This is a genomic window from Geodermatophilus sp. SYSU D00079, assembly GCF_054050635.1.
In genome coordinates this window covers 248,310-274,159 of record NZ_JBJGZS010000003.1, presented here as the reverse complement: position 1 = coordinate 274,159, position 25,850 = coordinate 248,310, and the positions used below count along the sequence as shown (strand labels likewise).

At 75.6% G+C, this 25,850-nt stretch carries 21 protein-coding genes; 12 read left to right on the top strand and 9 right to left on the bottom strand.

Annotated features, from left to right (window positions below; all coding sequences use genetic code 11):
• Positions 1-61: 61 nt before the first annotated feature.
• Both ACI79E_RS04960 and ACI79E_RS04955 read left to right on the top strand, forming a co-directional pair.
• Positions 62-1,801 carry a reprolysin-like metallopeptidase gene (locus ACI79E_RS04960; RefSeq protein WP_456931432.1) on the top strand — a complete coding sequence of 580 codons (1,740 nt, stop codon included), beginning with the start codon at positions 62-64 and terminating at the stop codon, positions 1,799-1,801.
• A 77-nt stretch (positions 1,802-1,878) separates the two neighbouring features.
• Positions 1,879-3,993 (top strand): reprolysin-like metallopeptidase, encoded by a 2,115-nt coding sequence (locus ACI79E_RS04955; protein WP_456931431.1) that lies wholly within the window; start codon positions 1,879-1,881, stop codon positions 3,991-3,993.
• A gap of 19 nt (positions 3,994-4,012) precedes the next feature.
• On the opposite strand, the gene ACI79E_RS04950 is transcribed toward ACI79E_RS04955, so the two are convergent.
• The 4 genes from ACI79E_RS04950 to ACI79E_RS04935 all read right to left on the bottom strand — a co-directional run bounded on the left by ACI79E_RS04950 (position 4,013) and on the right by ACI79E_RS04935 (position 8,330).
• Entirely contained in the window at positions 4,013-5,773 is a 1,761-nt protein-coding gene (locus ACI79E_RS04950) for an acetyl/propionyl/methylcrotonyl-CoA carboxylase subunit alpha (protein WP_456931430.1), read from the bottom strand.
• 43 nt (positions 5,774-5,816) lie between these two features.
• On the bottom strand, positions 5,817-6,425 hold the full coding sequence (locus tag ACI79E_RS04945) for a Maf family protein (protein WP_456931429.1): 609 nt from the start codon (positions 6,423-6,425) through the stop codon (positions 5,817-5,819).
• 73 nt (positions 6,426-6,498) lie between these two features.
• Positions 6,499-6,705, bottom strand: coding sequence for an acyl-CoA carboxylase subunit epsilon (locus ACI79E_RS04940; protein ID WP_456931428.1), 207 nt, complete (start codon positions 6,703-6,705; stop codon positions 6,499-6,501).
• Positions 6,702-8,330, bottom strand: coding sequence for an acyl-CoA carboxylase subunit beta (locus ACI79E_RS04935; protein ID WP_456931427.1), 1,629 nt, complete (start codon positions 8,328-8,330; stop codon positions 6,702-6,704). Before ACI79E_RS04935 ends, ACI79E_RS04940 begins: the two co-directional genes overlap by 4 nt.
• Before the next feature lie 70 nt (positions 8,331-8,400).
• On the opposite strand from ACI79E_RS04935, the gene ACI79E_RS04930 reads away from it, so the two are divergent.
• The 5 genes from ACI79E_RS04930 (at position 8,401) to ACI79E_RS04910 (ending at position 15,444) form a co-directional block, all read left to right on the top strand.
• Complete coding sequence (locus tag ACI79E_RS04930) at positions 8,401-9,243, top strand: biotin--[acetyl-CoA-carboxylase] ligase (protein ID WP_456931426.1); 843 nt, start codon at positions 8,401-8,403, stop codon at positions 9,241-9,243.
• Positions 9,244-9,367: 124 nt separating this feature from the next.
• Positions 9,368-10,642 (top strand): acyltransferase family protein, encoded by a 1,275-nt coding sequence (locus tag ACI79E_RS04925; RefSeq protein WP_456931425.1) that lies wholly within the window; start codon positions 9,368-9,370, stop codon positions 10,640-10,642.
• 56 nt (positions 10,643-10,698) lie between these two features.
• A complete protein-coding gene (locus ACI79E_RS04920) occupies positions 10,699-11,256 on the top strand; it encodes a PH domain-containing protein (protein ID WP_456931424.1) in 558 nt (185 codons plus the stop codon).
• Between the two features lie 79 nt (positions 11,257-11,335).
• Entirely contained in the window at positions 11,336-12,487 is a 1,152-nt protein-coding gene (locus ACI79E_RS04915) for an exonuclease SbcCD subunit D (RefSeq protein ID WP_456931423.1), read from the top strand.
• Positions 12,484-15,444, top strand: coding sequence for an AAA family ATPase (locus ACI79E_RS04910; protein WP_456931422.1), 2,961 nt, complete (start codon positions 12,484-12,486; stop codon positions 15,442-15,444). Before ACI79E_RS04915 ends, ACI79E_RS04910 begins: the two co-directional genes overlap by 4 nt.
• A gap of 19 nt (positions 15,445-15,463) precedes the next feature.
• Here the strand turns inward: ACI79E_RS04910 and ACI79E_RS04905 are convergent, their stop codons facing one another.
• Positions 15,464-15,919 (bottom strand): GtrA family protein, encoded by a 456-nt coding sequence (locus ACI79E_RS04905; RefSeq protein ID WP_456931421.1) that lies wholly within the window; start codon positions 15,917-15,919, stop codon positions 15,464-15,466.
• Positions 15,920-15,979: 60 nt separating this feature from the next.
• Here ACI79E_RS04905 and ACI79E_RS04900 point away from each other — a divergent pair, with 60 nt between their 5' ends.
• From ACI79E_RS04900 to ACI79E_RS04885, 4 genes are read left to right on the top strand one after another with little or no spacing between them, the layout of a single operon-like run.
• A complete protein-coding gene (locus ACI79E_RS04900; protein WP_456931420.1) occupies positions 15,980-16,777 on the top strand; it encodes an SGNH/GDSL hydrolase family protein in 798 nt (265 codons plus the stop codon).
• A 23-nt stretch (positions 16,778-16,800) separates the two neighbouring features.
• Positions 16,801-18,006 (top strand): 5-(carboxyamino)imidazole ribonucleotide synthase, encoded by a 1,206-nt coding sequence (locus ACI79E_RS04895; protein WP_456931419.1) that lies wholly within the window; start codon positions 16,801-16,803, stop codon positions 18,004-18,006.
• Between the two features lie 8 nt (positions 18,007-18,014).
• Positions 18,015-18,515 (top strand): 5-(carboxyamino)imidazole ribonucleotide mutase, encoded by a 501-nt coding sequence (gene purE, locus ACI79E_RS04890; RefSeq protein ID WP_456931418.1) that lies wholly within the window; start codon positions 18,015-18,017, stop codon positions 18,513-18,515.
• Positions 18,516-18,564: 49 nt separating this feature from the next.
• Positions 18,565-19,722: an acyl-CoA dehydrogenase family protein gene (locus ACI79E_RS04885; protein ID WP_456931417.1), complete on the top strand. Its 1,158-nt coding sequence runs from the start codon at positions 18,565-18,567 to the stop codon at positions 19,720-19,722.
• Positions 19,723-19,740: 18 nt separating this feature from the next.
• On the opposite strand, the gene ACI79E_RS04880 is transcribed toward ACI79E_RS04885, so the two are convergent.
• A complete protein-coding gene (locus ACI79E_RS04880; RefSeq protein ID WP_456931416.1) occupies positions 19,741-22,350 on the bottom strand; it encodes a LuxR C-terminal-related transcriptional regulator in 2,610 nt (869 codons plus the stop codon).
• Between the two features lie 365 nt (positions 22,351-22,715).
• Here ACI79E_RS04880 and ACI79E_RS04875 point away from each other — a divergent pair, with 365 nt between their 5' ends.
• Positions 22,716-22,841 carry a hypothetical protein gene (locus ACI79E_RS04875; protein ID WP_456931415.1) on the top strand — a complete coding sequence of 42 codons (126 nt, stop codon included), beginning with the start codon at positions 22,716-22,718 and terminating at the stop codon, positions 22,839-22,841.
• A gap of 427 nt (positions 22,842-23,268) precedes the next feature.
• On the opposite strand, the gene ACI79E_RS04870 is transcribed toward ACI79E_RS04875, so the two are convergent.
• The 3 genes from ACI79E_RS04870 to ACI79E_RS04860 all read right to left on the bottom strand — a co-directional run bounded on the left by ACI79E_RS04870 (position 23,269) and on the right by ACI79E_RS04860 (position 25,655).
• Positions 23,269-23,658, bottom strand: a complete 390-nt coding sequence (locus ACI79E_RS04870) for a DUF308 domain-containing protein (RefSeq protein WP_456931414.1) — start codon at positions 23,656-23,658, stop codon at positions 23,269-23,271.
• 87 nt (positions 23,659-23,745) lie between these two features.
• Entirely contained in the window at positions 23,746-24,243 is a 498-nt protein-coding gene (locus ACI79E_RS04865; RefSeq protein ID WP_456931413.1) for an META domain-containing protein, read from the bottom strand.
• A gap of 137 nt (positions 24,244-24,380) precedes the next feature.
• Entirely contained in the window at positions 24,381-25,655 is a 1,275-nt protein-coding gene (locus ACI79E_RS04860) for an arginine deiminase (RefSeq protein WP_456931412.1), read from the bottom strand.
• Positions 25,656-25,850: the final 195 nt, after the last annotated feature.

Below are 25,850 nucleotides of genomic sequence, written 5' to 3'. Positions count from 1 at the left end.
ATGTGACGGGGCGTTCGACTGGACTTCCCGGATCCGGTGCCGACAGGGGCGCGGACCGCCGATGGCTGGGGGGATGCACCCCGCCCGGAAGACCCCCGCCACCCGCCGCCGCCCGCTCCGGGCGCTGGCCGGTCTGGCGACCGCGGTCGCCGTCTCCCTCGCGCTGCCGCCCGCGGTCGCGCACGCCGACGAGCCGGCCGGCCCCGGGCAGACCGTCGTCGGCGAGCTCGTGCAGACCTGGGCCGAGGCCGGGCCCGCCGGCCACGGTCCGCTGGCCGGCCACGAGGCCGACCACGCCCCCCTGACGTGGGTCGAGGGGGCCGACGGGGCGGCCGTCCGCATCCCGACGGACGCCGCCGCCGGACTGCCCGTGGGCGCCACCGTGGAGGTCACCGTCGGCGAGCGGCTGACCGACGCCGCGGCGGAGCAGGGCCTCCAGCCGGCCCGGGAGCTGCTGGACGCCGCCCTGCTGCAGGCCACCCCCGTGGCCGCCGCCCGCACCGCGACGCTCACCAACGAGGTCACCGTCGTGCGGGTCCTGCCGCCCGGCGGGCACGAGGACGGGACGACGCTGGAGCAGCTGGTGGGCGCGGTCGACGGCGAGGTCGCCGACTTCTGGTCCGAGCAGACCGACGGCGGCATCCGCCTGGGCGTCACCGCGACCGTCCCCGGCTGGGTGCAGGCGGACGTCGACTGCTCCTCGCCGACGCTGCTGTGGAACCGGGTCGCCGAGGCCGTCGGTTTCCGCGACGGCCCGGGCCAGCACCTGCTGCTGTACGTGGCCGGCCCCGCCGGTGGCGACTGCGCCTACGCGATGGGCGAGGTCGGTGCGGGACCGGGTGCCGGCGGCCGGCTCTACGTCCGCGACGTCCTCCCCTCGGTGATCGCCCACGAGCTGGGCCACAACTTCGGCCTGGGGCACTCCTCGGCACACCAGTGCGACGGCGCCGTCGAGGGCGGCACCTGCCGCACCGCGCCCTACCGGGACTACTACGACGTCATGGGCGCCTCCTGGAGCCGGCTCGGCGCGCTGAACGCCCCGCAGGCGCAGGCCCTCGGCGTGCTGCCCGCCGCGGCCCAGGTGGCGCTGCCCGCGGACGGCGCGACGACCTCGCTGACCCTCGCCCCGCTCGCCGGCCGCACCGGCACCCGCGCGGTCCGGATCGCCGACCCGGAGGGCGGCACCTACTGGCTGGAGCTGCGCGCCGCCGCCGGCCGGGACACCTGGCTCGGTACCGCGGACAACCGGTTCCGGCTGCAGACCGGGGTGCTGCTGCACCGCACCGGCGCGATGCCGGACACCTCGCTGCTGCTCGACGGCACCCCCACCGCCCCCGCGTCGTGGGACGGCGACCTGCAGGCCGCCCTGCCCGCCGGCGTGCCGGTGTCCCTCTCCGGCGGTGACGTCACCGTGACCGTCACCGGTCTCACCGACACCGCCGCCACGGTCAGCGTCACCACCACCGCCCGCAGCGTCCCGGCGACGCCGGCGCCCCCCGTCACCGGCACCCCGTCGGTGCTCGCCGGCGCGGGGGCCGCCGGTCCGCGGACGTCCGCCCCCGGCACGCCGCCGGCCCCGGCTCCGCCGGTGCCCCCGGCCCTGCCGGAGGCCGTCCCCGGCGCGGCGCCCGGGACACCGCCTCCCGGGACGGCCGACGCGGCGCCGGTGCGCGCGGTGCTGGCCACCGCCGCACAGACCTCGGGCGGCTCCCCGTGGGCGGTCCCGGCCACCGCCCTGGCCGGACTGGTCCTCGCCTCCCTCGCGGGCTGGGCCGCCGCCCGCCGGCGCACCCCCGCCTGACCTCCTCCCTCTCGGGCCTCCAGTTCGCCGGCCGGTGCGCCGATGAGGGGAGAGTCCTCGTCCCCAGGAGTCCCGCCGTGCCTGCTCTCCCCGGTTCCCCGCCCCGACGCCTGCACATGGTCGCCGCCGTCGCTGCGGTCGTGGTGCTGTCCGCCGCGCTCCCCGCTGCCGCGGAGGAGGAGCCCGTGGCGGGGGACACCGTCGTCGGCGAGCTGGTGCAGGCCTGGCCGGAGGCGGGCCACGCCGCGGCGCACGCCGACGAGGGCCCGCTGACCTGGATCCAGACCGGGGACGGCGAGGCCGTGCGGGTGCCGACCGAGGACGTCGACCACCTGCCCGTCGGCGCCACGGTCGAGGTGGTCGTCGGGGACGAGGTGGCCGACCGGTCGCCGACCGCTGCGGACCTGGAGCCGGCGGTGGAGGTGCTGGCCGCCGACGTCCTGGCCGCCGCCCCCGTCGACCCGCCGGTGGCCGCGGCCAGCGGCGGCACCACCAACGCCGTCACCGTCGTCATGGCCGTCCCGGCGGGCTCGGCACCGGACGCCACCGGCCTCGCCGACGTCGTCGGGGCCGTGAACGGCCCGGTCGCGGACTTCTGGGCGCGGCAGAGCGACGGGGCGGTCCGGCTCGGCGTCACCGCGTCGTTCGGCTGGTTCCGCGCCTCCGCCGGCTGCGGCTCGCCCTACGCCCTGTGGAACGAAGCGGCCGCGCACGCCGGCTGGCGCGGCGGTCCCGGGCAGCACCTGCTGGTCTACCTGCCGTCGACGGCGACGGACTGCTCGGCCGGCCTCGCCGAGGTCGGCAGCACGGTGGCCTCCGGTGGCCGGCTCTACGTGCGCAGCACGGTCACCTCGGTGCTGGCGCACGAGCTGGGGCACAACTTCGGCCTGGGGCACGCCTCGCAGCTGCAGTGCGACGGTGCCGTGGAGACGGGGGCCTGCCGGGTCATCGGCTACGCCGACTGGTACGACGTCATGGGCGTCTCCTGGGAGCAGCTGGGCTCGCTGGGCGCCCCCCACGCCGCGCGGCTCGGGCTGCTGCCCCCGGGCTCGGCGCCCACGGTCCTCGCCGGATCACCCCCGGGGCAGTTCGTGCTCTCGCCGGTCGGTGCCCGCACCGGGACCCGCGCGGTCCGGCTCCTCGACAGCGACGGTGACCAGTACTGGCTGGAGTACCGGACGCCCACCGGCCAGGACGGCTGGCTGGGCTCGGCGGCGAACCGGCGCCGGCTGGAGTCGGGCGTCGTGCTCCGGCTCGCCCGCGACGGGAACGACACCTCGGTGCTGCTCGACGCCACCCCGTCGCGGACGGCGCCCCCCGGCGGCGATCCGGCCGTGGCGCTGCCGGGCGGTGCGCCGGTGTCCTTCGGGGACGCCCGGTTCACCGTGCGGGTCGTGGAGGCGACCGGAGCGGCGGCGCGGATCGAGGTCGCGAGCGGCCCCTCGGGTCCCGCACTCGTCCCGGCCGCGGCCCCCGCCGCCGCGCGGAGCACCGAGATCGGCGGGAGCGGCAGCACCTACCTCCTCAACGACCGCTTCACCGGACTCGCCGACCGCGTGTTCTCCTTCGGCGGCCCGCTGGACAGCGTCCTCGTCGGCGACTGGAACGGCGACGGGGTCGACACCCTGGCGGTCCGCCGGGGCAACACCTTCCACGTCCGCGAGCAGAACACCACCGGTGTCGCCGACCGCAGCTTCGCCTACGGCGACCCGGGTGACGCGGTCCTGGTCGGCGACTGGGACGGCGACGGCCGCGACACCCTCGCCGTGCGGCGCGGGAACAGCTACCACGTCAAGAACTCACTGCAGACCGGGGTGGCCGACCGCGTCCTGGCCTACGGCGACCCGGACGACGTCGTCCTCGTCGGGGACTGGGACGGCGACGGCGCCGACAGCCTCACCGTCCGGCGCGGTGCGACCTACCACGTGAAGAACGGGCTGAGCACGGGCGTGGCCGACCGCGTCTTCGGCTACGGCGAGCCGCAGGACACCGTGCTGGTCGGCCGCTGGAGCGCGGGGCAGCGTGGGGACACGCTGGCCGTGCGGCGCGGCATGGTCTACCACCTGCGCTTCAGCCTGACCTCGGGCCCGGCGGACCTGCAGGTCGGCTACGGCGATCCCTCCGACACCGCGTTCGCCGGCGACTGGAACGCCGACGGCGTGGACACCCTGGGGGTGCGCCGCCCCGGCTGAGGCCCCGCGGGGCGGCGCGCTACCCGGCGTCGGCGATCGTGCAGATCACCGCGCCGCTGGAGACCGACGCGCCGACCTCGGCGGCGAGGTCCTTGACGACGCCGGCCTTGTGCGCGGCGATCGGCTGCTCCATCTTCATCGCCTCCAGGACGACGACCAGGTCGCCCGCGGCCACCGTCGCGCCCTCCTCGACCGCGACCTTGACGATGGTGCCCTGCATCGGGCTGGTCAGGGAGTCGCCGGACGCCGCCGACCCACCGTGCCCGCCGCCCCGCTTGCGCGGCTTGGCGCCGCCGCCGGCCGCGGGTGCGCCGCCGCCGGCGGCCAGGCCCGCGGGCAGGGACACCTCCAGGCGGCGTCCACCGACCTCGACGACGACGGTCTGCCGCGGCTCGGCCTCCTCGGCCTCGGCCGGGGCGGCGTCGTAGGGGGGCACCTGGTTGTCCCACTCGGTCTCGATCCAGCGGGTGTGCACCGTGAACGGCTCGCTGGTGAACGCCTCGTCGCGGACCACGGCCCGGTGGAAGGGGATGACCGTCGGCATGCCCTCGACGACCAGCTCGTCCAGGGCGCGGCGGGCCCGCTGCAGCGCCTCGGTGCGGGTGGCGCCGGTGACGATCAGCTTGGCCAGCATCGAGTCGAACGCGCCGGCCACCTCGCCGCCGGTCTCCACCCCGGAGTCCCAGCGCACGCCGGGGCCCTGCGGGATCTCCAGCCGGCGCACGGGGCCCGGCGCGGGCATGAAGTTGCGGCCGGCGTCCTCGGCGTTGATGCGGAACTCGATGCTGTGCCCGCGGGGCGTGGGGTCCTCGGTGATCTCCAGCGGCAGGCCCTCGGCGATCCGGAACTGCTGGCGGACCAGGTCGATGCCGCTGGTCTCCTCGCTGACCGGGTGCTCCACCTGCAGCCGCGTGTTGACCTCGAGGAAGGAGATCGAGCCGTCGGCACCGACGAGGTACTCCACGGTGCCGGCCCCGTGGTAGCCGGCCTCGGCGCAGATCGCCTTGGCCGAGGAGTGGATCCGCTCGCGCTGCTCGTCGGTGAGGAACGGCGCCGGCGCCTCCTCGACCAGCTTCTGGTTGCGCCGCTGCAGCGAGCAGTCGCGGGTGCCGACGACGACGACGGTGCCGTGCGTGTCGGCCAGCACCTGGGCCTCGACGTGCCGCGGCTTGTCCAGGAACCGCTCCACGAAGCACTCGCCGCGGCCGAAGGCGGACACCGCCTCGCGCACGGCGGAGTCGAACAGGTGCGGGATCTCCTCGATGGTGCGGGCCACCTTCAGCCCGCGGCCGCCGCCGCCGAAGGCCGCCTTGATGGCGACCGGCAGGCCGTGCTCCTCGGCGAAGGCGACCACCTCGTCGGCGCCGGAGACGGGGTCCTTGGTGCCGGGGACCAGCGGGGCGCCGGCCTTGGTCGCGATGTGCCGGGCCTGCACCTTGTCGCCGAGCGCGACGATCGCCTCGGGGGAGGGGCCGATCCAGGTCAGCCCGGCGGCGAGGACGGCGCGGGCGAAGTCGGCGTTCTCCGACAGGAAGCCGTAGCCGGGGTGGACCGCGTCGGCGCCGGACCGCTTCGCGGCGTCGAGGATCTTGTCGATCACCAGGTAGGAGTCGCCGGGCGTCGTCCCCCCGAGGGCGAAGGCCTCGTCGGCCGCCCGCACGTGCAGGGCGTCGCGGTCGGGCTCGGCGTAGACGGCGACGCTGGTCAGCCCGGCGTCCTTGCAGGCGCGGGCGACGCGCACCGCGATCTCACCGCGGTTGGCGATCAGGACCTTCTGCACCGGTGTTCTCCTCGGGTGTTCGGACGGTGGGGGGCGGGTGGGGTCAGCGACGCCACAGGTCGGTGATCGTCAGCCCGCGCTTGGCCAGCTGCGTGCGCAGCACGGCCAGCGAGAGCCCGACCACCGCCGCGGGGTCGCCCTCCACCCGGCGGACGAACGGCGCGCCGAGCCCGTCGAGGGTGAAGGCGCCGGCCACGGCGAGGGGCTCGCCGGTGGCCAGGTAGGCCTCGATCTCCTGCGGCGTCGGGTCGGCGAAGTGCACCACGGTGGACACGACGGCGACGTCCCGGCCGAGGACCTGGCCGTCCTGCACGTCGAACAGCGCCTGGCCGGTGTGCAGGACGCCGCTCTTCCCGCTCATCCGCTGCCAGCGGTCGCGGGCCTCCTGGACGTCGGTCGGCTTGCCCATCGGGCGGCCCCGGAACTCCAGCAGCGAGTCGGCGCCGAGGACCAGCGCGTCCCGTTCCCTCCTGGCCACCGCCGTGGCCTTCGCCGCGGCCAGCAGGGCCACCTGCTCGCCCACCCGCGGCGCCTGCACGGTGCTCTCGTCGACGTCGCTGACGACGACCTCGGGGCTCAGGCCGGCCTGCCGCAGCAGCGCCAGCCGCGCGGGCGACGCCGATGCCAGCACCAGCCGCCGGTCGACACTCATGGGTTCTCCTCGTCCACGTCCATCTGCTGCCCCCGCGGCGCTGCTGCCCGGGCGCGGGGGCGCCGCCACGCGCTCACGCGAACCTGCCCGCGGCGCGCCACCCGCCGGGGCCGGCGCGCAGCGGCACGCGGTGGGCGTCGCCGGGGGAGGCCCACGCCCCGACCGGCGCCGGGCGGCGCCGCTCCCGGCGCTGCCCGAGGGCCGCGACCACGACGGTCAGGGCGGCGAGCTCCTCGGGGCTGGGCTCGCCCCGCACGACCCGCAGTAGCGGCTCGCTCACAGGGGGATGTTCCCGTGCTTCTTGGGCGGCAGGGTCTGGCGCTTGTTGGCCAGCAGGCGCAGCGCGCGGGTGACCTGCAGCCGGGTGTGGGAGGGCCGGATCACCATGTCCACGTACCCACGGTCGGCCGCGATGTACGGGCTCAGCAACGCGTCCTCGTACTCGGTGATGAGCTCGGCGCGGCGTGACTCGGCGTCCTCGGCCTCGGCCAGCTCCTTGCGGTACAGGATGTTGACCGCACCCTGCGCGCCCATGACCGCGATCTGGGCCGTCGGCCAGGCCAGGTTGAGGTCCGCGCCCAGGTGCTTGGAGCCCATGACGTCGTACGCGCCGCCGTAGGCCTTGCGGGTGATCACGGTGATCTTGGGGACGGTGGCCTCGGCGTAGGCGTAGATCAGCTTGGCGCCGCGGCGGATGATCCCGTCCCACTCCTGCGAGGTGCCCGGCAGGAAGCCGGGGACGTCGACGAAGGTCAGCACCGGGACGTTGAAGGCGTCGCAGGTGCGCACGAAGCGCGCGGCCTTCTCGCTGGCGTCGATGTCCAGCGTCCCGGCGAACTGCGTGGGCTGGTTGGCCACCACGCCCACCGGCCGGCCCTCGACCCGGCCGAAGCCGGTGACGATGTTGGGGGCGAACAGCGCCTGCACCTCGAGGAACTCACCGTCGTCGAGGACGTGCTCGATCACGGTGTGCATGTCGTAGGGGGTGTTCGGGGAGTCCGGGATGAAGGTGTCCAGCTCCAGGTCCTCGTCGGTGACGCCGTCGGGGACGGTGACGTCGACCGGCGGCACCTCGGCGACCGGCAGCGGGTCGAGGTTGTTGCTGGGCAGGTAGGACAGCAGCGCCTTGACGTAGTCCAGCGCGTCGTTCTCGTCCTCGGCCAGGTAGTGGGCGACCCCGGACTTGGTGTTGTGCGTGCGGGCGCCGCCGAGCTCCTCGAGGGTGACGTCCTCACCGGTGACGGTCTTCACCACGTCGGGGCCGGTGATGAACATCTGGCTGGTCTGGTCGACCATCACGATGAAGTCGGTCAGCGCCGGGGAGTAGACGTGCCCGCCGGCCGCGGCGCCCATCACCAGCGAGATCTGCGGGATGACGCCGGAGGCGTGCACGTTGCGCCGGAAGATCTCCGCGTAGAGGCCCAGGGCCACCACGCCCTCCTGGATCCGCGCGCCGCCGCCCTCGTTGATGCCGATGACCGGGCAGCCGTTGCGCATCGCCAGGTCGAGCACCTTGACGATCTTCTCGCCGTAGACCTCGCCGAGGCTGCCGCCGAAGACGGTGACGTCCTGGGAGAACACGCACACCGGCCGGCCGTCGACGGTGCCGTGGCCGGTGACCACGCCGTCGCCGAAGGGCCGCCGGGCCTCCATGCCGAAGTTGGTGGAGCGGTGGCGGGCGAACTCGTCGAGCTCGGTGAACGAGCCCGGGTCCAGCAGCGCCTCGATCCGCTCCCGCGCGGTCATCTTCCCGGCGGCGTGCTGCTTCTCCACCGCGCGCGCCGAGCCCGCGTGGGTGGCCTCCTGGACGCGCCGCTCGAAGTCCGCGAGCTTGCCCGCGGTCGTGTGGATGTCGACGTCGCCGGTGACGTGCTCGCCGGCGCTCTCCAGTTCGGCCGCGCTCACCGGGACCCGTTCCGCTGCCGGCTCGGTCGCTCGCTGCGATGCTCGCTCACGAGTTCCGTAGCGTAGGGGAGTGCCCGAACCGACGCCGTCCCGCTCGGTCGACCCGGACCGGCCGCCCCTCGACGAGGCGGGGGTGGCGGCCGCGCTGACCTCGGACAGCGCGCTGTGGCGCTCGCTGCGGGTCGTGGCGGAGGTCGGTTCCACCAACGCCGTCCTCGCGGCCGAGGCGGCCGACGAGGCCCCGGAGGGCACCGTGCTGGTCGCCGAGCACCAGGCCGCGGGCCGCGGCCGCCTGGACCGCACCTGGGCCTCGCCGCCCCGGGCCGGCCTCACCGTCTCCCTCCTGCTGCGCCCCGACGTGCCCGCCGCGCGGCGCGGCTGGCTGCCGCTGCTGACCGGGGTCGCGCTCGCCGAGGCGGTCGGGGAGGTCCCCGGCGTCCGGGCCTCGCTGAAGTGGCCCAACGACCTGCTGGCCGCCGACGGGGCCAAGCTGGCCGGCATCCTCGCCGAGGTGGCGTCCGGCGCGGTCGTCGTGGGGGTCGGGCTCAACGTCTCCACCCGCGCCGACGAGTTGCCCGAGGGCGGCACCTCCCTCGCGCTGGCCGCGGGGGCGCCGGTCGACCGCGCGGCGGTGCTGCTCGGCTTCCTGCGCGGGTTCGAGCGCCGCTACCTGCCCTGGGTGCGGGCGCTGGGCGACCCGGTCGGCACCGGCCTGGCCCGCGACTACCTGGCGTGGTGCTCCACGGTCGGTGTCCCGGTCGCGGTCACCCTCCCGGACGGCTCCGCCGTCGAGGGCGTCGCCGAGGGCGTGGACTGGGACGGCCGGCTCGTCGTCCGGACGGCGGCCGGCCGTCTGGAGCTGGCCAGCGGGGACGTGCGGCACGTGCGGACGACGCCTCCGGGACGCCTGTGACAGGTGGGGGCAGCGGGGCCGGGACGACGGTGTCGCGGCACCGGACGGACGGGTCCGCTCGGTAGGTTGCGGCTACTGCCAGTAGGCAGTCGTTGACTCACCGCCGTGCCAGGAGGGCCCTCCCGTGAGCGCTGCCAGCCCCAGCCCGCTGACCGGCGGAGAGATCCGGTCGTTGACCGGGCTGCGCATCGTCGCCGCGTTCTGGGTCGTCGCCTTCCACTTCTCCTTCACCCCGGGGGACACCTACACCGCCCTCTGGGAGCCGCTGCGCCCGATCGTGCGCACCGGCGCGCTGGGCGTGGACCTCTTCTACGTCCTCAGCGGCTTCGTCATCACCCTGACCTACCTGCAGAAGATGGGGCGGCGACCCTCCGGGCGCGGTGCACTCACGTTCTGGTGGGCGCGGATCTGCCGCGTCTGGCCGGTCTACGCCGTGGTCACGACGCTGTTCGGCGGGTGGCTGCTCTACAAGGGCACGCGGGTCGCCGACGGCGTGGTCGCCTACCAGACCGAGCAGCCGGTCGTGGACCTCTGGCACTACCTCCAGCAGCTGGCCATGGTGCAGCTCTGGACCCGGCCCGGCTTCGACGGCTCGTCGTGGGTCGGCGCCGCGTGGTCGATCAGCGCCGAGTGGCTGGCCTACGTCCTCTTCCCCCTGGCCGTCCTCCTGCTGTGGCGGCTGCGCAACGCCCCGGCCGTGGTCACCGGTGCCCTCGCGATCGGGGCGATGCTGCCCTTCGCCTACACCTGCTTCACCACCGGCGACCCGTACTTCCCGTGGAGCTGGGCGCTGCGCATCGGCGCCGGCTTCCTGGCCGGTGCGTTCACCTGCCTGGCGGTGCGCCGCATCCCGGTGACGCCGCGCGTGGAGCGGGTCGCCGCGGGCGTGGCGGTGCTCGCCCTGGCCGAGATCCTGGTCGGCCTGTGGTGGGGCGAGTGGCGCGGTCAGGGCGAGGGGGAGTACGGCGGCGTCGTCGTCCTGGCCTTCCCCGTCCTGGTCGGTGCCCTGGCGCTGTCCCGCCGCGGGCTCAGCCGCATGCTCGCCACCGAGCCGATGGTGCACGGCGGACGCATCTCCTACAGCCTCTACCTGGTGCACGTCCCGGTCTTCGAGGTCTTCTGGACCTCCATGGGGTGGACGCCCTCCATCGCGCCGGGCAGCGGGCTCGCCGGCTTCCTCATCCCGCACGTCCTGCTGCTCACCGTGCTCCTCGCCCACCTCTGCTACCGCCACCTCGAGGAGCCGGCGCGGCTGTTCCTGCGCCACCGCGGGCCCGGCCGGTGGGCGCGCGCGGCCCGCGTGCAGCCGCCGGTGGGCCACCTCGTGCTGCCCGAGCCCCGCGCGGAGCGGGTCGTCCCGGCCCCGGCGCGCACACCGGTCGGCGCCACCACCGAATAGCGGACACGTCGGCGCGCTGCGTGACGGCGCGCCGATCGTTGGGCCATCCTGGCGCGGTGCCGTACCCGGACAAGCTGCTCGCCGACGACGAAGAGGTGGTCCGCCACCTGCACCCGCACTGGCTGACCATCTTCTGGCCGATCGTGGCCTTCCTCCTCGTCGTGGGGGCCGCCTGCTTCGGGGCTGCGCTGGTGCCGGAGGGTCCTCAGCAGGGCGTCGTCCGGCTGGTCGTCGCGGGTGTCGCCCTGGTGCTGCTCGCCTGGACCGTGCTGGTGCCGCTGCTGCGGTGGCGCACCACCCACTACGTCATCACCACGCACCGGCTGCTGTTCCGGGAGGGCGTGCTCGCCCGCCGGGGCCGGGACATCGGGCTGTCCCGCATCACCGACGTCTCCTACCGCCAGACGCTGTGGGAGCGGGTCATCAACTCCGGGACGCTGACCATCGAGTCGGCCGGGGACGGCGGCGCGACGGTGCTGCGGCAGATCCCCGACAGCGACGGGGTGCAGCACCTGCTCAACCACATGATGGAGGAGGACGCCGACCGGCGGGCCCAGGAGGCGGCCGGCTGGGGCTCCGGCTGGGAGACGGCGTACCCGACCGCCCGGTTCTGACGGCCGGTGCGCGGTGTGACGGGTCCGTCACGGCGCGCCTGGCCGGTTCTGTCGGCACCCCGACCTACCTTCTGCGGCCATGCGGCTGCTGCACACCTCCGACTGGCACATCGGCCGCTCCCTGCACGGTGCCGACCTGCTGCGCGAGCAGGAGGCCGTGCTCTCCGGCCTGGCCGACGTGGTCGTCGCCGAGTCGGTCGACGCGGTGGTCGTCGCCGGTGACGTCTACGACCGTGCGGTGCCCTCGGCCGACGCCACGGCGGTGCTCGACCGGGTGGTCGGCCGCCTGCTGCGCGCGGGCGCCACCGTCGTCCTGACCCCCGGCAACCACGACTCCGCGCGCCGGCTGGGCACCTTCTCCGGGTTGCTGTCGGTGGCGGGTCTGCACGTGCGCGCGTCGACCAGCGGGCTCGACGAGCCGGTGCTGCTGCGCGACGAGCACGGTGAGGTCGCCGTCTACGGGCTGCCCTACCTGGAGCCGGAGATCGCGCGGCACGAGCTCGGCGTGCCGGGTGCGCGCAGCCACGAGGCGGTGCTCGCCGAGGCGATGGACCGCGTCCGCGCCGACCTCTTCCTCCGCCCGGGCGCCCGCTCGGTGGTGCTGGCGCACGCGTTCGTCGGGGGCGGGGTGGCCAGCGACAGCGAGCGCGACATCTGCGTCGGCGGCGTCGACCTGGTGCCCGCGGCGGTCTTCGACGGCGTCGACTACGTGGCCCTGGGGCACCTGCACCGGCCGCAGACGCTCACCCCGCGACTGCGCTACAGCGGCTCCCCCCTGGCCTACTCCTTCGGCGAGGCCGGCCAGCAGAAGCAGGCCTGGCTGGTCGACCTCGACGCCACCGGGCTGGCCGAGGTGCGCCCGCTGCCCCTGCCCACGCCCCGCCCGCTGACCGTGCTCACCGGCACCCTCGACGAGCTGCTGGCCGACCCCGCCCACGCCGACGTCGTGGAGCACTTCGTCTCCGCCCGGCTGACCGACGCCGTCCGCCCGGCCGACCCGATGCGGCAGCTGCGCGGCCGGTTCCCGCACTGCGTGCACCTGGAGTGGACCGCGGGCGAGGCCGGGGGAGACGGCCGCAGCTACCAGGAGCGGCTGCGCGGCCGCAGCGACATCGACGTCGCCGGGGAGTTCGTCACCCACGTCCGCGACGGGGTGGCGGCCACGTCCGCCGAGCGCGAGCTCCTGGCCCGGGCCCTGGGCGCCGAGGCCCGCGAGGAGGCGGCCCGGTGAGGCTGCACCGGCTCACGCTGTCCGCCTTCGGGCCCTTCGCCGGCACCGAGACCGTCGACGTCGACGAGGTCGCCCGGGACGGGCTGTTCCTGCTGTGGGGCCCCACCGGTGCGGGCAAGACGACGCTGCTGGACGCCGTCGTCTTCGCCCTCTACGGCACCGTGCCCGGCGCCCGCGGCGAGGAGAAGCGGCTGCGCAGCGACCACGCCGACGCCGCCACCCGCACCGAGGTCTCCCTCGAGCTCACCCTGGCCGGGGAGCGGCTGCTCGTGGTGCGCCGCCCCGAGCAGACCCGCCCGAAGAAGCGCGGCGCCGGGCAGACGACCGAGCAGGCCCGGCTGCTCGTCCAGCGGCAGGACGGCGCCGGCTGGACGCCGGTGAGCACGCGGGTCGACGAGGGCTCGGAGTACCTGCGCGTGCGGCTCGGCCTGTCCGCCGAGCAGTTCTGCCAGGTGGTGCTCCTCCCGCAGGGCGACTTCGCGCGGTTCCTCCGCGCCGAACCGGAGGACCGCGCGCGCCTGCTGCGCACGCTGTTCGACGTCGGCCGGTTCGCCCGCGCCGAGGAGTGGCTGGCCACCGAGCGGCGCGCCGCCGAGGAGACGCTGCGCGCCGACCGGCACCGCATCAGCACGCTGCTGCACCGGGTCGCCCAGATCGCCGACGTCGAGGTGCCCGAGGAGCTGGCCCCCGAGCTGGTGGGGGCCCACCCGGGGACGTCCGTCGGCTCCTGGGTGACCGCCGTGCGCACCCGGGCCGCCGCCGACCGCACGCGGGCCGCCGCCGACGCCGAGGCCGCCGCCGCCGCGAGCACCCGGCTGGACGCCGAGCTGGCCGACGCCCGCGCGCTGGCCGCGCGGCACGACCGCCGCGACCGCGCCCGGGAGGAGCTCGAGCGGCTGACCGGCCGGGAGGAGCAGCTGACGCCGCTGCGCGCCCGTGCCGACGCCGGGCGCCGCGCCGAGGGGCTGCGCGACGTGCTGGAGGCGGCCGGCCGCGCCGCGCGGGACGCCGAGACCGCCGCGGCGGCGCTGGCCGCGGCCCGGGCCGCCTGGGCGGTGGTCGCCGACGGCCGCGCCGCGGACCCCCTCGTCGCCCGGGAACTGCGCGACGAGGCCGCCGCGGCCCGCGCGCTGGCCCCCGAGGCCGCCCGGGCCGACGCGCTGACCCGCGAGCTGGCCGGACTGGCGCGCGGGGTCGCTGCGCTCACCGCCCGCTGCGACGAGGGTGCCCGCGCGGCGCAGGAGTGGCCCGGCCGCGTCACCGACGCCCAGCAACGGCTGGACGAGGCGCTGGCGGCGGCGGCCCGGCTGCCCGGGCTGACCGCGGCCGAGGAGGCCGCCCGGTCGGCGCTGACCGCCGCCACCGCCGCCGAGCGGGTCGCCGCCGACCTCGAGGCGGCCCGGACCGCCGCCGACACCGCGCGCACCGCCTGGCTGGAGGCGCGGGAGCAGCTGGTGGAGCTGCGGGCCGCCCGGCTCGACGGGATGGCCGCCGAGCTCGCCGCCGGGCTGGTCCCGGGCGCCGACTGCCCGGTCTGCGGCGCCACGGAGCACCCACGACCGGCGTCGCCGGCCGGCCCGGCGGTCTCCGCCGACGACGAGGAGCGGGCGCGCGCCGCCGCCGACGCCGCCGAGGCGCGGGCCACCGCCGCCCGGGGCGCCGTCGACGAGCGGGACCGCGAGCTGGCTGTCCTCCGCGCCCGGGCCGGGGAGCTGCCGGTGCCGGAGCTGGGCGCCCGCGCCGCGCAGGCCCGGGCCGAGCTGACCGAGGTCGCCGCCCGAGCCCGGGCCGCCGACGACGCCCGCCGGAGGCTGGCCGCGGCCGAGGCCGGCCGGGACGCCGCCGCGGCCGCGCTGGCCACCGACCGCGAGGAGCTGCAGCGCTGCGCCGCGGAGCGTGCGGCCCGCGAGGAGGCCCTCCGCGAGCTGACGGCACGCCTGGACGCCGCCCGGGGCGAGGACGCCGACCTGCCCGCCCGGGTCCGGCGGCTGACCGCGGCCGCCGAGCGCTGCGAGGCCGTCGTCGCCGCGGAGGCCGAGGAGCTGCGGGCCCGCACCGCCGCGGAGTCGACCCGGCGCACCGCGGCCGAGCGCGCGGCCACCGCCGGGTTCGACGACCTGCTCGACGCCGCGGGGGCCCTGCTGGAGACCGGTGAGCTCGCCGCGCTGGAACGCCGGATCCGGGAGCACGACGAGGCCCGCTCCGTCCTCGTCGCCACGCTCGCCGACCCGGAGCTCACCGACCTGCCGGAGCGGCCCGACGTCCCGGCCCTCGAGCAGCGGTGCGCCGCGCTCACCACCCGGCGGGAGGAGGCGGTGGCCGCCCTCGAGCAGGCCCGGCGCTGCGCGGGTGCCCTCGACGCGCTGGCCGGCGAGGTGGTGGCCGCGGAGGTCGAGCTCGCCGAGCGGCGCGCCTGGGCCGGGCAGGTCACCGGCCTGGCCGACCTGGTCACCGGCCGCGGCGCCAACACGATGCGCATGCGGCTGCAGTCCTTCGTGCTAGCCGCCCGCCTGGAGCAGGTCGCCGAGGTGGCCAGCCGGCGCCTGCAGGACATGTCGGGCGCCCGCTACACCTTCCTGCACAGCGACGCGCAGGGCCGGCACGGCGCCCGCGGCGGCCTGGGGCTGGACGTCTTCGACGAGTACACCGGCACCCGGCGGCCCACCAAGACCCTCTCCGGCGGCGAGAGCTTCATGGCCTCGCTGGCGCTGGCGCTGGGGCTGGCCGACGTCGTCACCGCCGAGGCCGGGGGCGTGCAGATGGACACCCTCTTCGTCGACGAGGGCTTCGGCACGCTCGACGCCCAGGCGCTCGACGCGGTGATGAACGTGCTCGACGAGCTGCGCCGCGGCGGCCGGACGGTCGGCGTCATCAGCCACCTGGAGGAGCTGCGCACCCGCATCCCGACGCGGCTGGAGGTCGTCGCCGGGCGGCACGGCTCCCGCCTGGCCGGATGAGCGGGGTGGGGCGCCGCCGTCAGGCCGAGGGGGCGACCGCCGGGAACACCCAGCGCCGGTAGGAGAGGTAGCGGATGACGCTGCCGACGAGGATCGACACGACGTTCGCCGCCTGGAGGACCAGCGCGTGTTCCTGTCCCAGCGGGTACCGGACGAACGCGACGATCGCCAGGCCGAGGGCCAGGGTGACGCCGTTGACCATGACGAACAGCGGGTACTCACGCCGCAGCCCCGTGCGCGCCCGGTGCGAGAAGGACCAGAAGCGGTGACCGAGGAACGCTGCGGTGGTGGACACCAGGGTCGAGACCAGCTTGGCGGTCACGGCCCCGACGCCCAGCGCGCCGTACAGCAGCTGGAACAGGCCGAGGTCGATCACGAAGCAGACGGCGCCGACGCTGCCGAAGGCACCCAGTTCCTTCAGCAGCAGGCGCCCGTTGGTACGGACGCCGGATCCGGCGGGCCGGGGGACGGGCATGACGGCAATCTACGGAGGTCGCCGACGGTGTGTGGAACGTCCGGCGCGACACGTGCCCGCGTGACCCCGACCCGAGCCGGCCGCGGGCCGTCCGGTCGCCGGCTCCGGCTGGTCGCCGTCGTGCTGGGTGTGCTGCTCCTCGCGTCCTGCGACGACAGGGCCCCGGAGCCGGCCGGGACGACGACGACCCCGCCCACGTCGCCGACCGCCGCCGCGTCGACGCCCGCCACGACCGCCCCGTCGACGTCCTCCGCTGCCGGGTCGCCGGAGGCCGGGGCTCCGGGCGCGGCGCAGTCGGAGGCCGACACCGGGACGGGTGCCGGGCTGCGGTTCGCGGTGGTCGGGGACTCCATCACCGCCGGCTTCGCGGCCGTGCTGGGGACGACGGTCAACGACCGCAGCTCGTGGATCCCGTTCGCGGACGAGGACGAGCGGGTCGGGTTCGCCGGTGGCTACGCGGTCCCCGGCGCCACGACCGCGGTCATGCGCGACGGCGTCGGCCCCGTGGACGCCGACGTCGTGGTGGTGATGGGCGGGACCAACGACCTCCGGGAGGACGTGCCCTGGGAGGCGGTCCGGGACAACCTGCTGCAGATCGTGGCGACCACGGACGTGCCGACGGTCCTGCTGTCCGCGGTCCCGCCCCAGGACGACCACGCCGCCGGGGTGCTGGAGCTCAACGCGCGGCTGGAGCAGCTGGCGACCGAGCAGGGGTGGCAGTTCGTCGACCCGTGGTCGGGGATGTCGGCGGAGGGCGCCTGGGTCGCCGGCGGCAGCGACGACGGCATCCACCCGGTCGAGCAGGTGGTCGCGCTGGTGGGGGAGCGGCTGGCGGGCGCGATCGCGGCCGCCGGGTGACCGGCGGTTAGGCTCGACGCACCATGGCGTCCCGACTCGACCCCCGTACCGGGCTGCCCGTCGTCGCGATGGTCGGTGGCGGGCAGCTGGCCCGCATGACGCACCAGGCGGCGATCGCCCTCGGCCAGTCGTTGCGGGTGCTCTCGACCGGCCCGGAGGAGTCCGCGCCGCTCGTCGCGGCCGACGTCCGCCTCGGTGACCACCGCGACCTCGAGGCGCTGCTGGCCGTGGCCGACGGCGCCACCGTGGTGACCTTCGACCACGAGCACGTCCCCACCGAGCACCTGCACGCCCTCGAGGCGGCGGGCCACCGGGTGGCCCCCGGGCCGGACGCGCTGGTCCACGCGCAGGACAAGCTGGTCCTCCGGCGGGCGCTCGCCGAGGCGGGGGAGCCGCAGCCCGCGTGGGCCGAGGTGGCCTCGGTCGCCGAGGTCGAGCGCTTCGCCGCCGCGCACGGCTGGCCGGTGGTGCTCAAGACGCCCCGCGGCGGCTACGACGGCAAGGGCGTGTTCGTGGTGGACGACGCCGCCGCGGCCGCCGAGCTGGTCGAGCGGCACGGCACGCTGCTGGCCGAGGAGCGGGTGCCGCTGGTGCGCGAGCTCGCCGCCCTCGTCGCCCGCTCCCCGTTCGGGCAGGTCGCCGTGTGGCCGGTCGTCGAGACCGTGCAGCGCGACGGCATCAACACCGAGGTGCTCGCCCCCGCCCCCGGCCTGGACGACGACCTCGCGACCGCCGCCCAGGAGCTCGCCGTCCGCGTCGCCGACCGCGTCGGGGTGGTGGGCGTGCTGGCCGTCGAGCTGTTCCAGACCCCGGACGCCGTCCTGGTCAACGAGCTGGCCATGCGCCCGCACAACTCCGGGCACTGGACGATCGAGGGCGCGCGCACCAGCCAGTTCGAGCAGCACCTGCGGGCGGTCCTGGACTACCCGCTGGGCTCGACCGGGATGACCGCGCCGGTCGTGGTGATGGCCAACGTCCTGGGCGGGAAGGCCATGGAGGAGGGCTGGGCCGGTCCGGGGCTGGACGAGCGGGTGCACCACCTCATGGCGCACTGGCCCGACGTGAAGCTGCACTGGTACGGCAAGGGCCAGCGCCCCGGCCGCAAGCTCGGCCACGTGACGGCGCTGGGGGACGACCTCGACCAGGTGCGGGCCCGCGCCGTGGCCGCCGCCCGCTACCTGGCCGACGGTGAGATCGGCCCGGCCTTCGCGTTCGCCACCGAGCACTGAGGAGAGTCGTGGACCCCGTCGTCGGCATCGTCATGGGCAGTGACTCCGACTGGCCGATGATGGAGCCCGCGGCCGAGGCGCTCGCCGAGTTCGGCGTCCCCTACGAGGTGCACGTCGTCTCCGCCCACCGCACCCCCCGCCGGATGCTCGCCTACGCCGAGTCGGCCGCCGGCCGCGGGCTGCGGGTGGTCATCGCCGGCGCCGGGGGAGCGGCCCACCTGCCGGGGATGGTCGCCGCGGCCACGCCGCTGCCGGTGATCGGCGTTCCGCGGCCGCTGGACCGCCTCGACGGCCTGGACAGCCTGCTGTCGATCGTCCAGATGCCGGCCGGTGTGCCGGTGGCGACGGTGTCCATCGGCGGAGGGCGCAACGCCGGGCTGCTCGCCGTCCGCATCCTGGCCGCCGCCGACGCACAGCTGCGGGCCGCGGTGGAGCGCTTCCAGGCCGAGCTGGCCGAGTCGGTGGTCGCCCGCGACGCGGCGCTGCAGGAGCGGCTCGCCTCCTCCTGACGGGGGCGCGTGCGTCGTGTTCCCCGCTGCGGCGTCCTACCATCTACCCGTGGGTAACAACGCCGGCGGGCTGTACGCGCTGACCGAGGAGCACGACGCGATCCGGGCCGCGGTCCGGGACATCGCCGAGCGGGAGATCGCCCCGTTCGCCGCCGAGGTGGACGCCGAGTCCCGGTACCCGATCGAGGCGCAGAAGGCGCTGACCGCGGCGGGCTTCCACGCCACCCACATCCCCGAGGCCTACGGCGGTGAGGGCGCGGACCCGATCGCGACCTGCATCGTCATCGAGGAGGTCGCCCGCGTCGACGCGTCGGCCTCGCTGATCCCTGCGGTGAACAAGCTGGGCTCGATGCCGATCATCCTGTCGGCGTCGGAGGAGCTCAAGCAGGCCGTGCTGCCCTCGATCGCCGCCGGCGACGCGATGATCAGCTACGGCCTCTCGGAGCGGGAGGCCGGCTCGGACGCCGCGGCGATGAAGACCCGCGCCCGCCGCGAGGGCGACTCCTGGGTGCTCAACGGCACCAAGGCCTGGATCACCAACTCCGGGGTCTCCTCCTGGTACACGGTCATGGCCGTCACCGACCCGGACGAGGGAGCCAACGGGATCTCCGCGTTCGTCGTCCACAAGGACGACCCGGGCTTCGCCGTCGGGCCCAAGGAACGGAAGATGGGCATCAAGGGCTCGCCGACCTGCGAGCTGTACTTCACCGACTGCACCATCCCGGCCGACCGGATCATCGGCGAGCCCGGCACCGGCTTCAAGACCGCGCTGCGGACGCTGGACTTCACCCGCCCGACCATCGGTGCGCAGGCCGTCGGCATCGCCCAGGGCGCGCTGGACGCCGCGGTCGAGTACACCCGCGACCGCAGGCAGTTCGGCCGGGCCGTCTCCGACTTCCAGGGCGTGCAGTTCATGCTCGCCGACATGGCCATGCAGATCGAGGCCGCCCGGCACCTGGTCTACGTCGCCGCCGCCCGCGGCGAGACCGGCGGCCCGGACCTCGGCCGGCTGTGCGCCGCGGCCAAGGCGTTCGCCTCCGACGTCGCGATGAAGGTGACCACCGACGCCGTCCAGCTGTTCGGCGGGGCCGGGTACACCCAGGACTTCCCGGTGGAGCGGATGATGCGCGACGCCAAGATCACCCAGATCTACGAGGGCACCAACCAGATCCAGCGCATGGTGATCGCCCGCAGCCTGCTGCGCTGACCGGCCTCCGGTCCGCGGTCACGTCGTCGCCGACGAGAGGAGGCCGCGGCTGCGCGCCCGGTCGACGGCGTCCCGGCGGGAGGTGGCCCCGAGCTTGCCGTAGATGGCCCGGACGTGGGTCTTCACGGTGCTGTGGGAGACGGCCAGTTCGGTGGCGATCTCGCCGAACGAGCGCTGGGAGGGCAGCATGTCCAGGACCGTCCGTTCCCGCTCGGTCAGAGCTGCCGGGCGATCGTCGGCGCTGAGCGCGAACCGGGCGCGCAGGACCCGGCGGGCGATCGGCTCCCGGGCGCCGAAGCTGCCCAGCAGGCCGGCGAGCAGGTCGGCGACCTCGGGCGGGCCGAACGCCAGCGGCCGCAGCACATCCATCTCCTCGCTCAACGCCAGCGCCCGGTGCAGCGAGGCGCGGGCGTGTTCCCGACGCCCGGCCTGCAGCGCGAGGCGGCAGTCCAGCGCGCAGGCCTCGACCACCGCCCACGGCTGGAGGACGGGCGACGTCCCGTCGAGGAGCGGCCGCAGGGCCTCCGCGGCGGCCGCGTGCCTGCCCATCGACGTCAGCCGTCGAGCCCGCAGCAGGGCCACGTCCCCCGTGTGGCCGATGCTGTGCTCGGCCCAGTCCAGGACGGTACGGGCGGCCTCCGGGCGACCGGCGAGCGTCGCCGCCGGGTACTCGAGCAACGCGAGCAGCGCGGTGACGGCCGCCACCCGTGGATGGTCCGCCGTCTCCGTGCGCGCGCGTCGGAGCTCGTCGAGTCCCTCGGCGACGCGTCCGAGGTCCACCAGTGCCGCGCCCCGCAGCCCGCGGGTCGTCGGGTCGACCGCGCTCAACGGCGCCTCCTCCGGATCCCCGAAGGCGAGCGCCGGGTCGAGCAGCTCCAGGCAGCCGGTGGGCTCGGCTCTGAGCAGTGCGCCGTAGGCGCGCAGGATCGAGGACAGCACCGCCCCGGCCGTCGCCTGCCAGTCGGCGCCGGGCACGATCCCGTCGGCCTCCTCTGCGAGGGCGACCATCCGCCGGTAGTCCCCGCGTGCGGACTCGGCCGCCGCCAGCACGGTGAGCCCCCGCGCGACGAGGTAGGGCTGTCCGCCCAGCCGTGCCCGCCGGGTGGCGGCCCCGGCGAGGGCCTGCGCCTCCTCCTGCCGGTCGACCGTGAGCAGGGCCAGGGCCCGGTCCAGCTGCCCGATGACGGCCAGCCCGGGCCGGCCGTCGAACGTCGCGTCGAGATCCTCGGTCACCTGCACCATCGCGCGCGGATCCCCGCCCAGGCTCACCCGGCGCGCGTGCACGAGGACGCGCAGCGCCCAGAGGTCGGGCACCGGCTCGGCCGGCCACACCGCGTCAGCACGGTCGAGGTGGACGTCGGCCGCCGCCAGTGCCCCGGTCTCCGCGTCCACGAGACCCGCGATGAGGGACAGCCACGGGTCATGGTCCACGTACCCGCTTCCGAGCCCGTCCAGGGCTTCCCGCACGGCTCGGTACTCCCCGTCGGCGATCAGTGGGACGGAGTGCTCACGCAGGAGCAGGCCCACCCGATCGGGCGCCCGGGCCTGACGGGCCTGCGCCAGCGCCAGGGCGGCCTCGCCTCGGGCCTCGTACCAGTCGGTGGCCCGCCGGTGCAGGTCCAGCACCAGGTCCGGTCGCCGTCGTCGGAGGTCGGACAACAGGTGGGAGCGCAGCAGCGGGTGCATCCGGTACCAGGTGCGGCTCTGCCCGGAGCTGAGGATGAGGGAGGTGTCGTGCTCCAGGGAGTCGAGGATCTCGCCCGCGTCCGGGCGGCCGGACAGCGCCACCGCGAGCGGCGCCGACAGCGGGTCGCAGACGCTCACCGCCCGCAGCAGGTCCAGCTTCTCCACCGGGAGCCGGGCGAGGATCTCGTCGACGAGGTAGTCGGAGAGGGCGCGGCTGTTGCCGGTGAGGTCGGCGAGGAACCTGTCGGGGGCGTCGGCCTCGCGCAGGGACAGCGCTGCCAGCCGCAGCCCCGCAGCCCAGCCATCCGTCTGCTCGACCAGCAGACGCACCTGGTCGGGGCGCAGCACGATGTCGCTCCCGGCCAGCATCTCGTCCGCTTCGGGTACCGAGAACCGGAGTGCTCCGGCCCGGATCTCGCGGACCTCGCCGGTCAGCCGCATCCGGCCGAGCGCCAGCGGTGGATCGCTGCGGCCACCCAGCACCAGGTGCAACCCCGGTGGTCGGTCACGGACGAGGCAGGCCAGCCCGTGCAGGGGATCGGCCGCGGTCAGCTCGTGCACGTCGTCCAGCACGAGGTGGACGGGGCCCGGCAGCAGATCGATCGCGTCGACCACCGCCGCCAGGAACGGCGGGTCCCGGCTCGGCCGGGCGGGGACGGCGAGCTCGCGGACAGCGCTGTCCTCCGGTACGGCCGGACACGCGGCGAACGCGCTCAGCACCGCCGACCAGAAGCGGTGGTCGTCGTTGTCGTCGACGTCGAGCGACATCCAGGCGGTCGCGTCCGGGTGCCGGGACGCCCACTCGGCCAGCAGCAGCGTCTTGCCGTACCCGGCCGGCGCGCACACCAGGGTGACCTGCCCCGGGGCCGCCGCCTCCATCTCGACGATCAGCCGGGGGCGGTGCACGTACCGCGCGGGTAGTCGCGGCAGCGCGGTCTTCACCCTCGGCACACCGAGACGCCTCGCGCCCCGAGCCGAGCCGTGGGCTGGATCGGCGGCAGCCATGATCCATCAAACTACGACCGGCGACCCGATCTGGACAGTGCCTGCGAGCGCTCGGCGACGGTCCGGCGAGCGGGTCGCGCCCCGCTCGTCGGGATGCGCATCGCATGCCGCCTGGTCCGGCGACGTCGCTGCGGCGGTCCGGTCACCTCACCTCGGCCGGACGATGCGCCTCGGCGGGAGGGGGTGCGACGTTGACGGCGCAGCGACCGGGGAGGGGGGCGAACGTGACGTCGCACTACCAGTTCCGTGTCGCGGGACGCCTGTCCGACCGGGTCCGGGGGGCGTTCCCCGACATGCTCCTGATGGACGCGCCATCGGAGACGATCATCTACGGGGAGGTCGTCGACGAGGCCCACCTGCACGGGGTGCTGGCGCTCATCCAGGACCTCGGGCTGCACGTCGTGTCCGTGCACGAGGTGAAGCCCTAGCGACCGGGAGACCGGTGCGTCCGTGGACGTCCCCCGGGCGGGCGGCCCGGGCGCCGGTGGCCGGGCCGCGCGCGGTGGCCGGGCCGCGCGCGGTGGCTCGGCGGCAGGCGGCCCACCGGCCGGCTCGGGTGCGGTCACAGCCCGCCCAGGGTCCACACCGCGAGCACCAGGCCGGCGAGCAGCACGGTCGTGAGCAGGAGCGCGACAGCGGCGAAGGCGGGGCTGTAGTCGTCGTGGTCCTCAGGGCCGGTCGGTCCTGGACGGGACGTGGAGCCGGCGGTGTCGCGTGCGCCGGGGACGTGGACGTCGCGCGTGGACCTCGCCGACCGCCCCCTGGGCCCACCCCGCGGGCCCGTCGTCGAGCCGGCCACCCACGAGGGGCCTCGGTGCTGCGCGGAGGACGAGGTCCCCTCCGGCGGCCGGTTCCTCATCCGGTGTGGTCACCCGGCGCGTCGCGCGACGCCCACCCTCTCGCCGCGAGCGGCTTCACCCAGCCGTGGCCGCAGGTCAGGAACAGGGACCCCGCGAGGAGGGTGAGGGTCAGCGCGCCGATGCCGGGGTTGCGGATGGAGAAGAGGCCCACGACCGCGAGGACCACCCCGCCGAGGGCGACGGTCCAGGACACGCCCGCCTGGATGTGGAGCAGCGTCCTGGCGACCATCACGACCCCGCAGACCAGCGCCGTCCAGCCGAGGAGCAGGACAGGGACCACCGTGGCGACCACCACGTCCCCGAACATGATCACTGCAGCGACGATGACCAGGATGCCGACGATGACGTCCCCGCCGGTGCGCGGGCGTACCGGAGTCGTCGTCACGTCCGTCCCCTTCCTGAGCCCGGTCGGTCCGCAGGCTGTCCCTGCGGACGCCGGCCCCGGATCCCCCACGCAGGGGGAGATCTGCGCTCAGGCCCGCAGCGCGGTCAGCACGATGTCCCCGACGTCGTCGCGCATGGTCAGCGAGGCCGGGGTGATCTGGACGGTCGAGGCGGCGGTCAGCGCCGCTGCGATGGCGGCTTCCCGGGCCATGACGCCGGCCGGTTCCTCGCAGTTCACCGACGTCCCGGTCGGCTGCTCGATGGCGGTGAAGGACAGCCGCACGCCGTCCGACGTGAGGACCAGCCGGTCCGGGTCCCTGGTGTCGGCGGTGCGTACCTGTGCCAGTGCGTCGAGGTACTCGCGTTCGGCCACCTCGAGGGCCGGCTCGCAGCTCATGAGGGTCGTGGCGATGTCCGCGATGCGCACGCCGTCGTCCCCGTCGAGGGTGACCGCGCCCCGGTGGGTGTTGCACGGGTCGGTGCCCGATGCGGCGGTCCTCCCGGCGAAGGCCAGCGTCACCGGATCCGCGACGCCGCCGGCGAGCGAGCTGTCGGCGACGTCGAGCAGCCAGTCGTGGGCCGTCAACGACTGCTCGAGGTCCGGGACTCCGGCCGCCCCGCTCCGCGTGCCGTTCGGCGACCCGCCGCACGCCGTGAGCCGACACCGACCGTCGCCGCGGCGACGACCAACGGGAACCGGAACCGGATCACCCGTTCGGCCGCTCAGAAGTCGACGGGGTCGCGGATGATCGGGCAGGTCATGCAGTGGCCCCCGCCCCGGCCGCGGCCGAGCTCGGCGCCCACGATGGGGAGGACCTCCACGCCGGCGTCTCGCAGCAGGGCGTTCGTGGTGGTGTTCCGGTCGTAGGCGAAGACGACGCCGGGAGCCACGGCCACGACGTTGTTGCCGCTGTCCCACTGCTGGCGCTCGCTCTCGTAGGCGTCCCCACCCGTGGGGAGCACCCGCAGCTCGCGCAGGCCGAGCGCGTCGGCGACGACCGCGGGGAAGGGGTCCTTCTCCTCGGTGACCTCGACGGGCTCCCTGTCCCCGGGGCGCAGGGAGAAGGTGTGGATGCCGTCGACGATGCCGGCGTACGCGGTCGCCAGGTCGCGGTCGGCGAAGGTGAAGACGGTGTCCAGGTGCATCGCCGAGCGCAGTTTCGGCATGCCGGCGACGATGACCCGGTCGGCCGCCCCCTCGGCGAACAGCGCGGCGGCGAACTGGGTGATGGCCTGGCGCGACGTGCGCTCGCTCATCCCGACCGCGACCGCCCCGTTGCCGATGGGCATGACGTCGCCGCCCTCGAGCGTGGCCAGGCCCCAGTCCTGCTCCGGGTCGCCCCACCAGACGCGCGCGCCGGAGAAGTCCGGGTGGAAGGTGTAGATCGCCTTGTACAGCAACGTCTCGTCGTGCCGGGCGGGCCAGAACAGCGGGTTGAGCGTCACCCCGCCGTAGATCCAGCAGGTGGTGTCCCGGGTGTAGAGCGTGTTGGGCAGCGGGGGCATCAGGTACTCGCGGGCACCGGTGGACTCGCGGGCGAGGGCCACGTAGCCGGGGCGGAAGTCGGCGGGGAGGTCGACGGTGGACAGCCCGCCGATCAGGAACTCGGCCAGCCGCCGGTCGTCGAGCTCCCGGAGGAACGCGCGGGTCTCCTCCACCAGACCGAGCCCGACCTCGTTGGCGACGATCTTGCGGTCCAGCAGCCAGGTCCTGGCCTCCGGGACGGCCATCGTCTCGGCCAGCACGTCGTGCAGTTCGACCACGTCGACTCCGCGGTCGCGCAGCATGGTCACGAACTCGGCATGGTCCCGGCGGGCGTTGTCCACCCACATCACGTCGTCGAAGAGCAGCTCGTCGGAGTTGGTCGGGGTCAGCCTGCGGTGGGCCAGACCGGGCGCGCACACCATCACCTTGCGCAGCACACCGACCTCGGAGTGCACGCCGTAGGCGGCGGCCGGCGCGCCCGTGCCGGCCCGGGCGGTCGTGGTGTCGGTCATCGTCCGCTCGCTCCTCGCTCGAGAGAAGGCCAGTGGGCACCGGCCACGACAGGACCAGCGCTCGCCGGAGGAGTGCCTCGCAGGGGTCGAACACTGCCGCGCTGCGTGCCGGCCGGCCTCGTCCGGTGGGGACGAGACGTGTCCCGGGCGCTCCCCGGTTCCGCCCGTCCCGGCTGGTCCGAGACGGCGGGCACC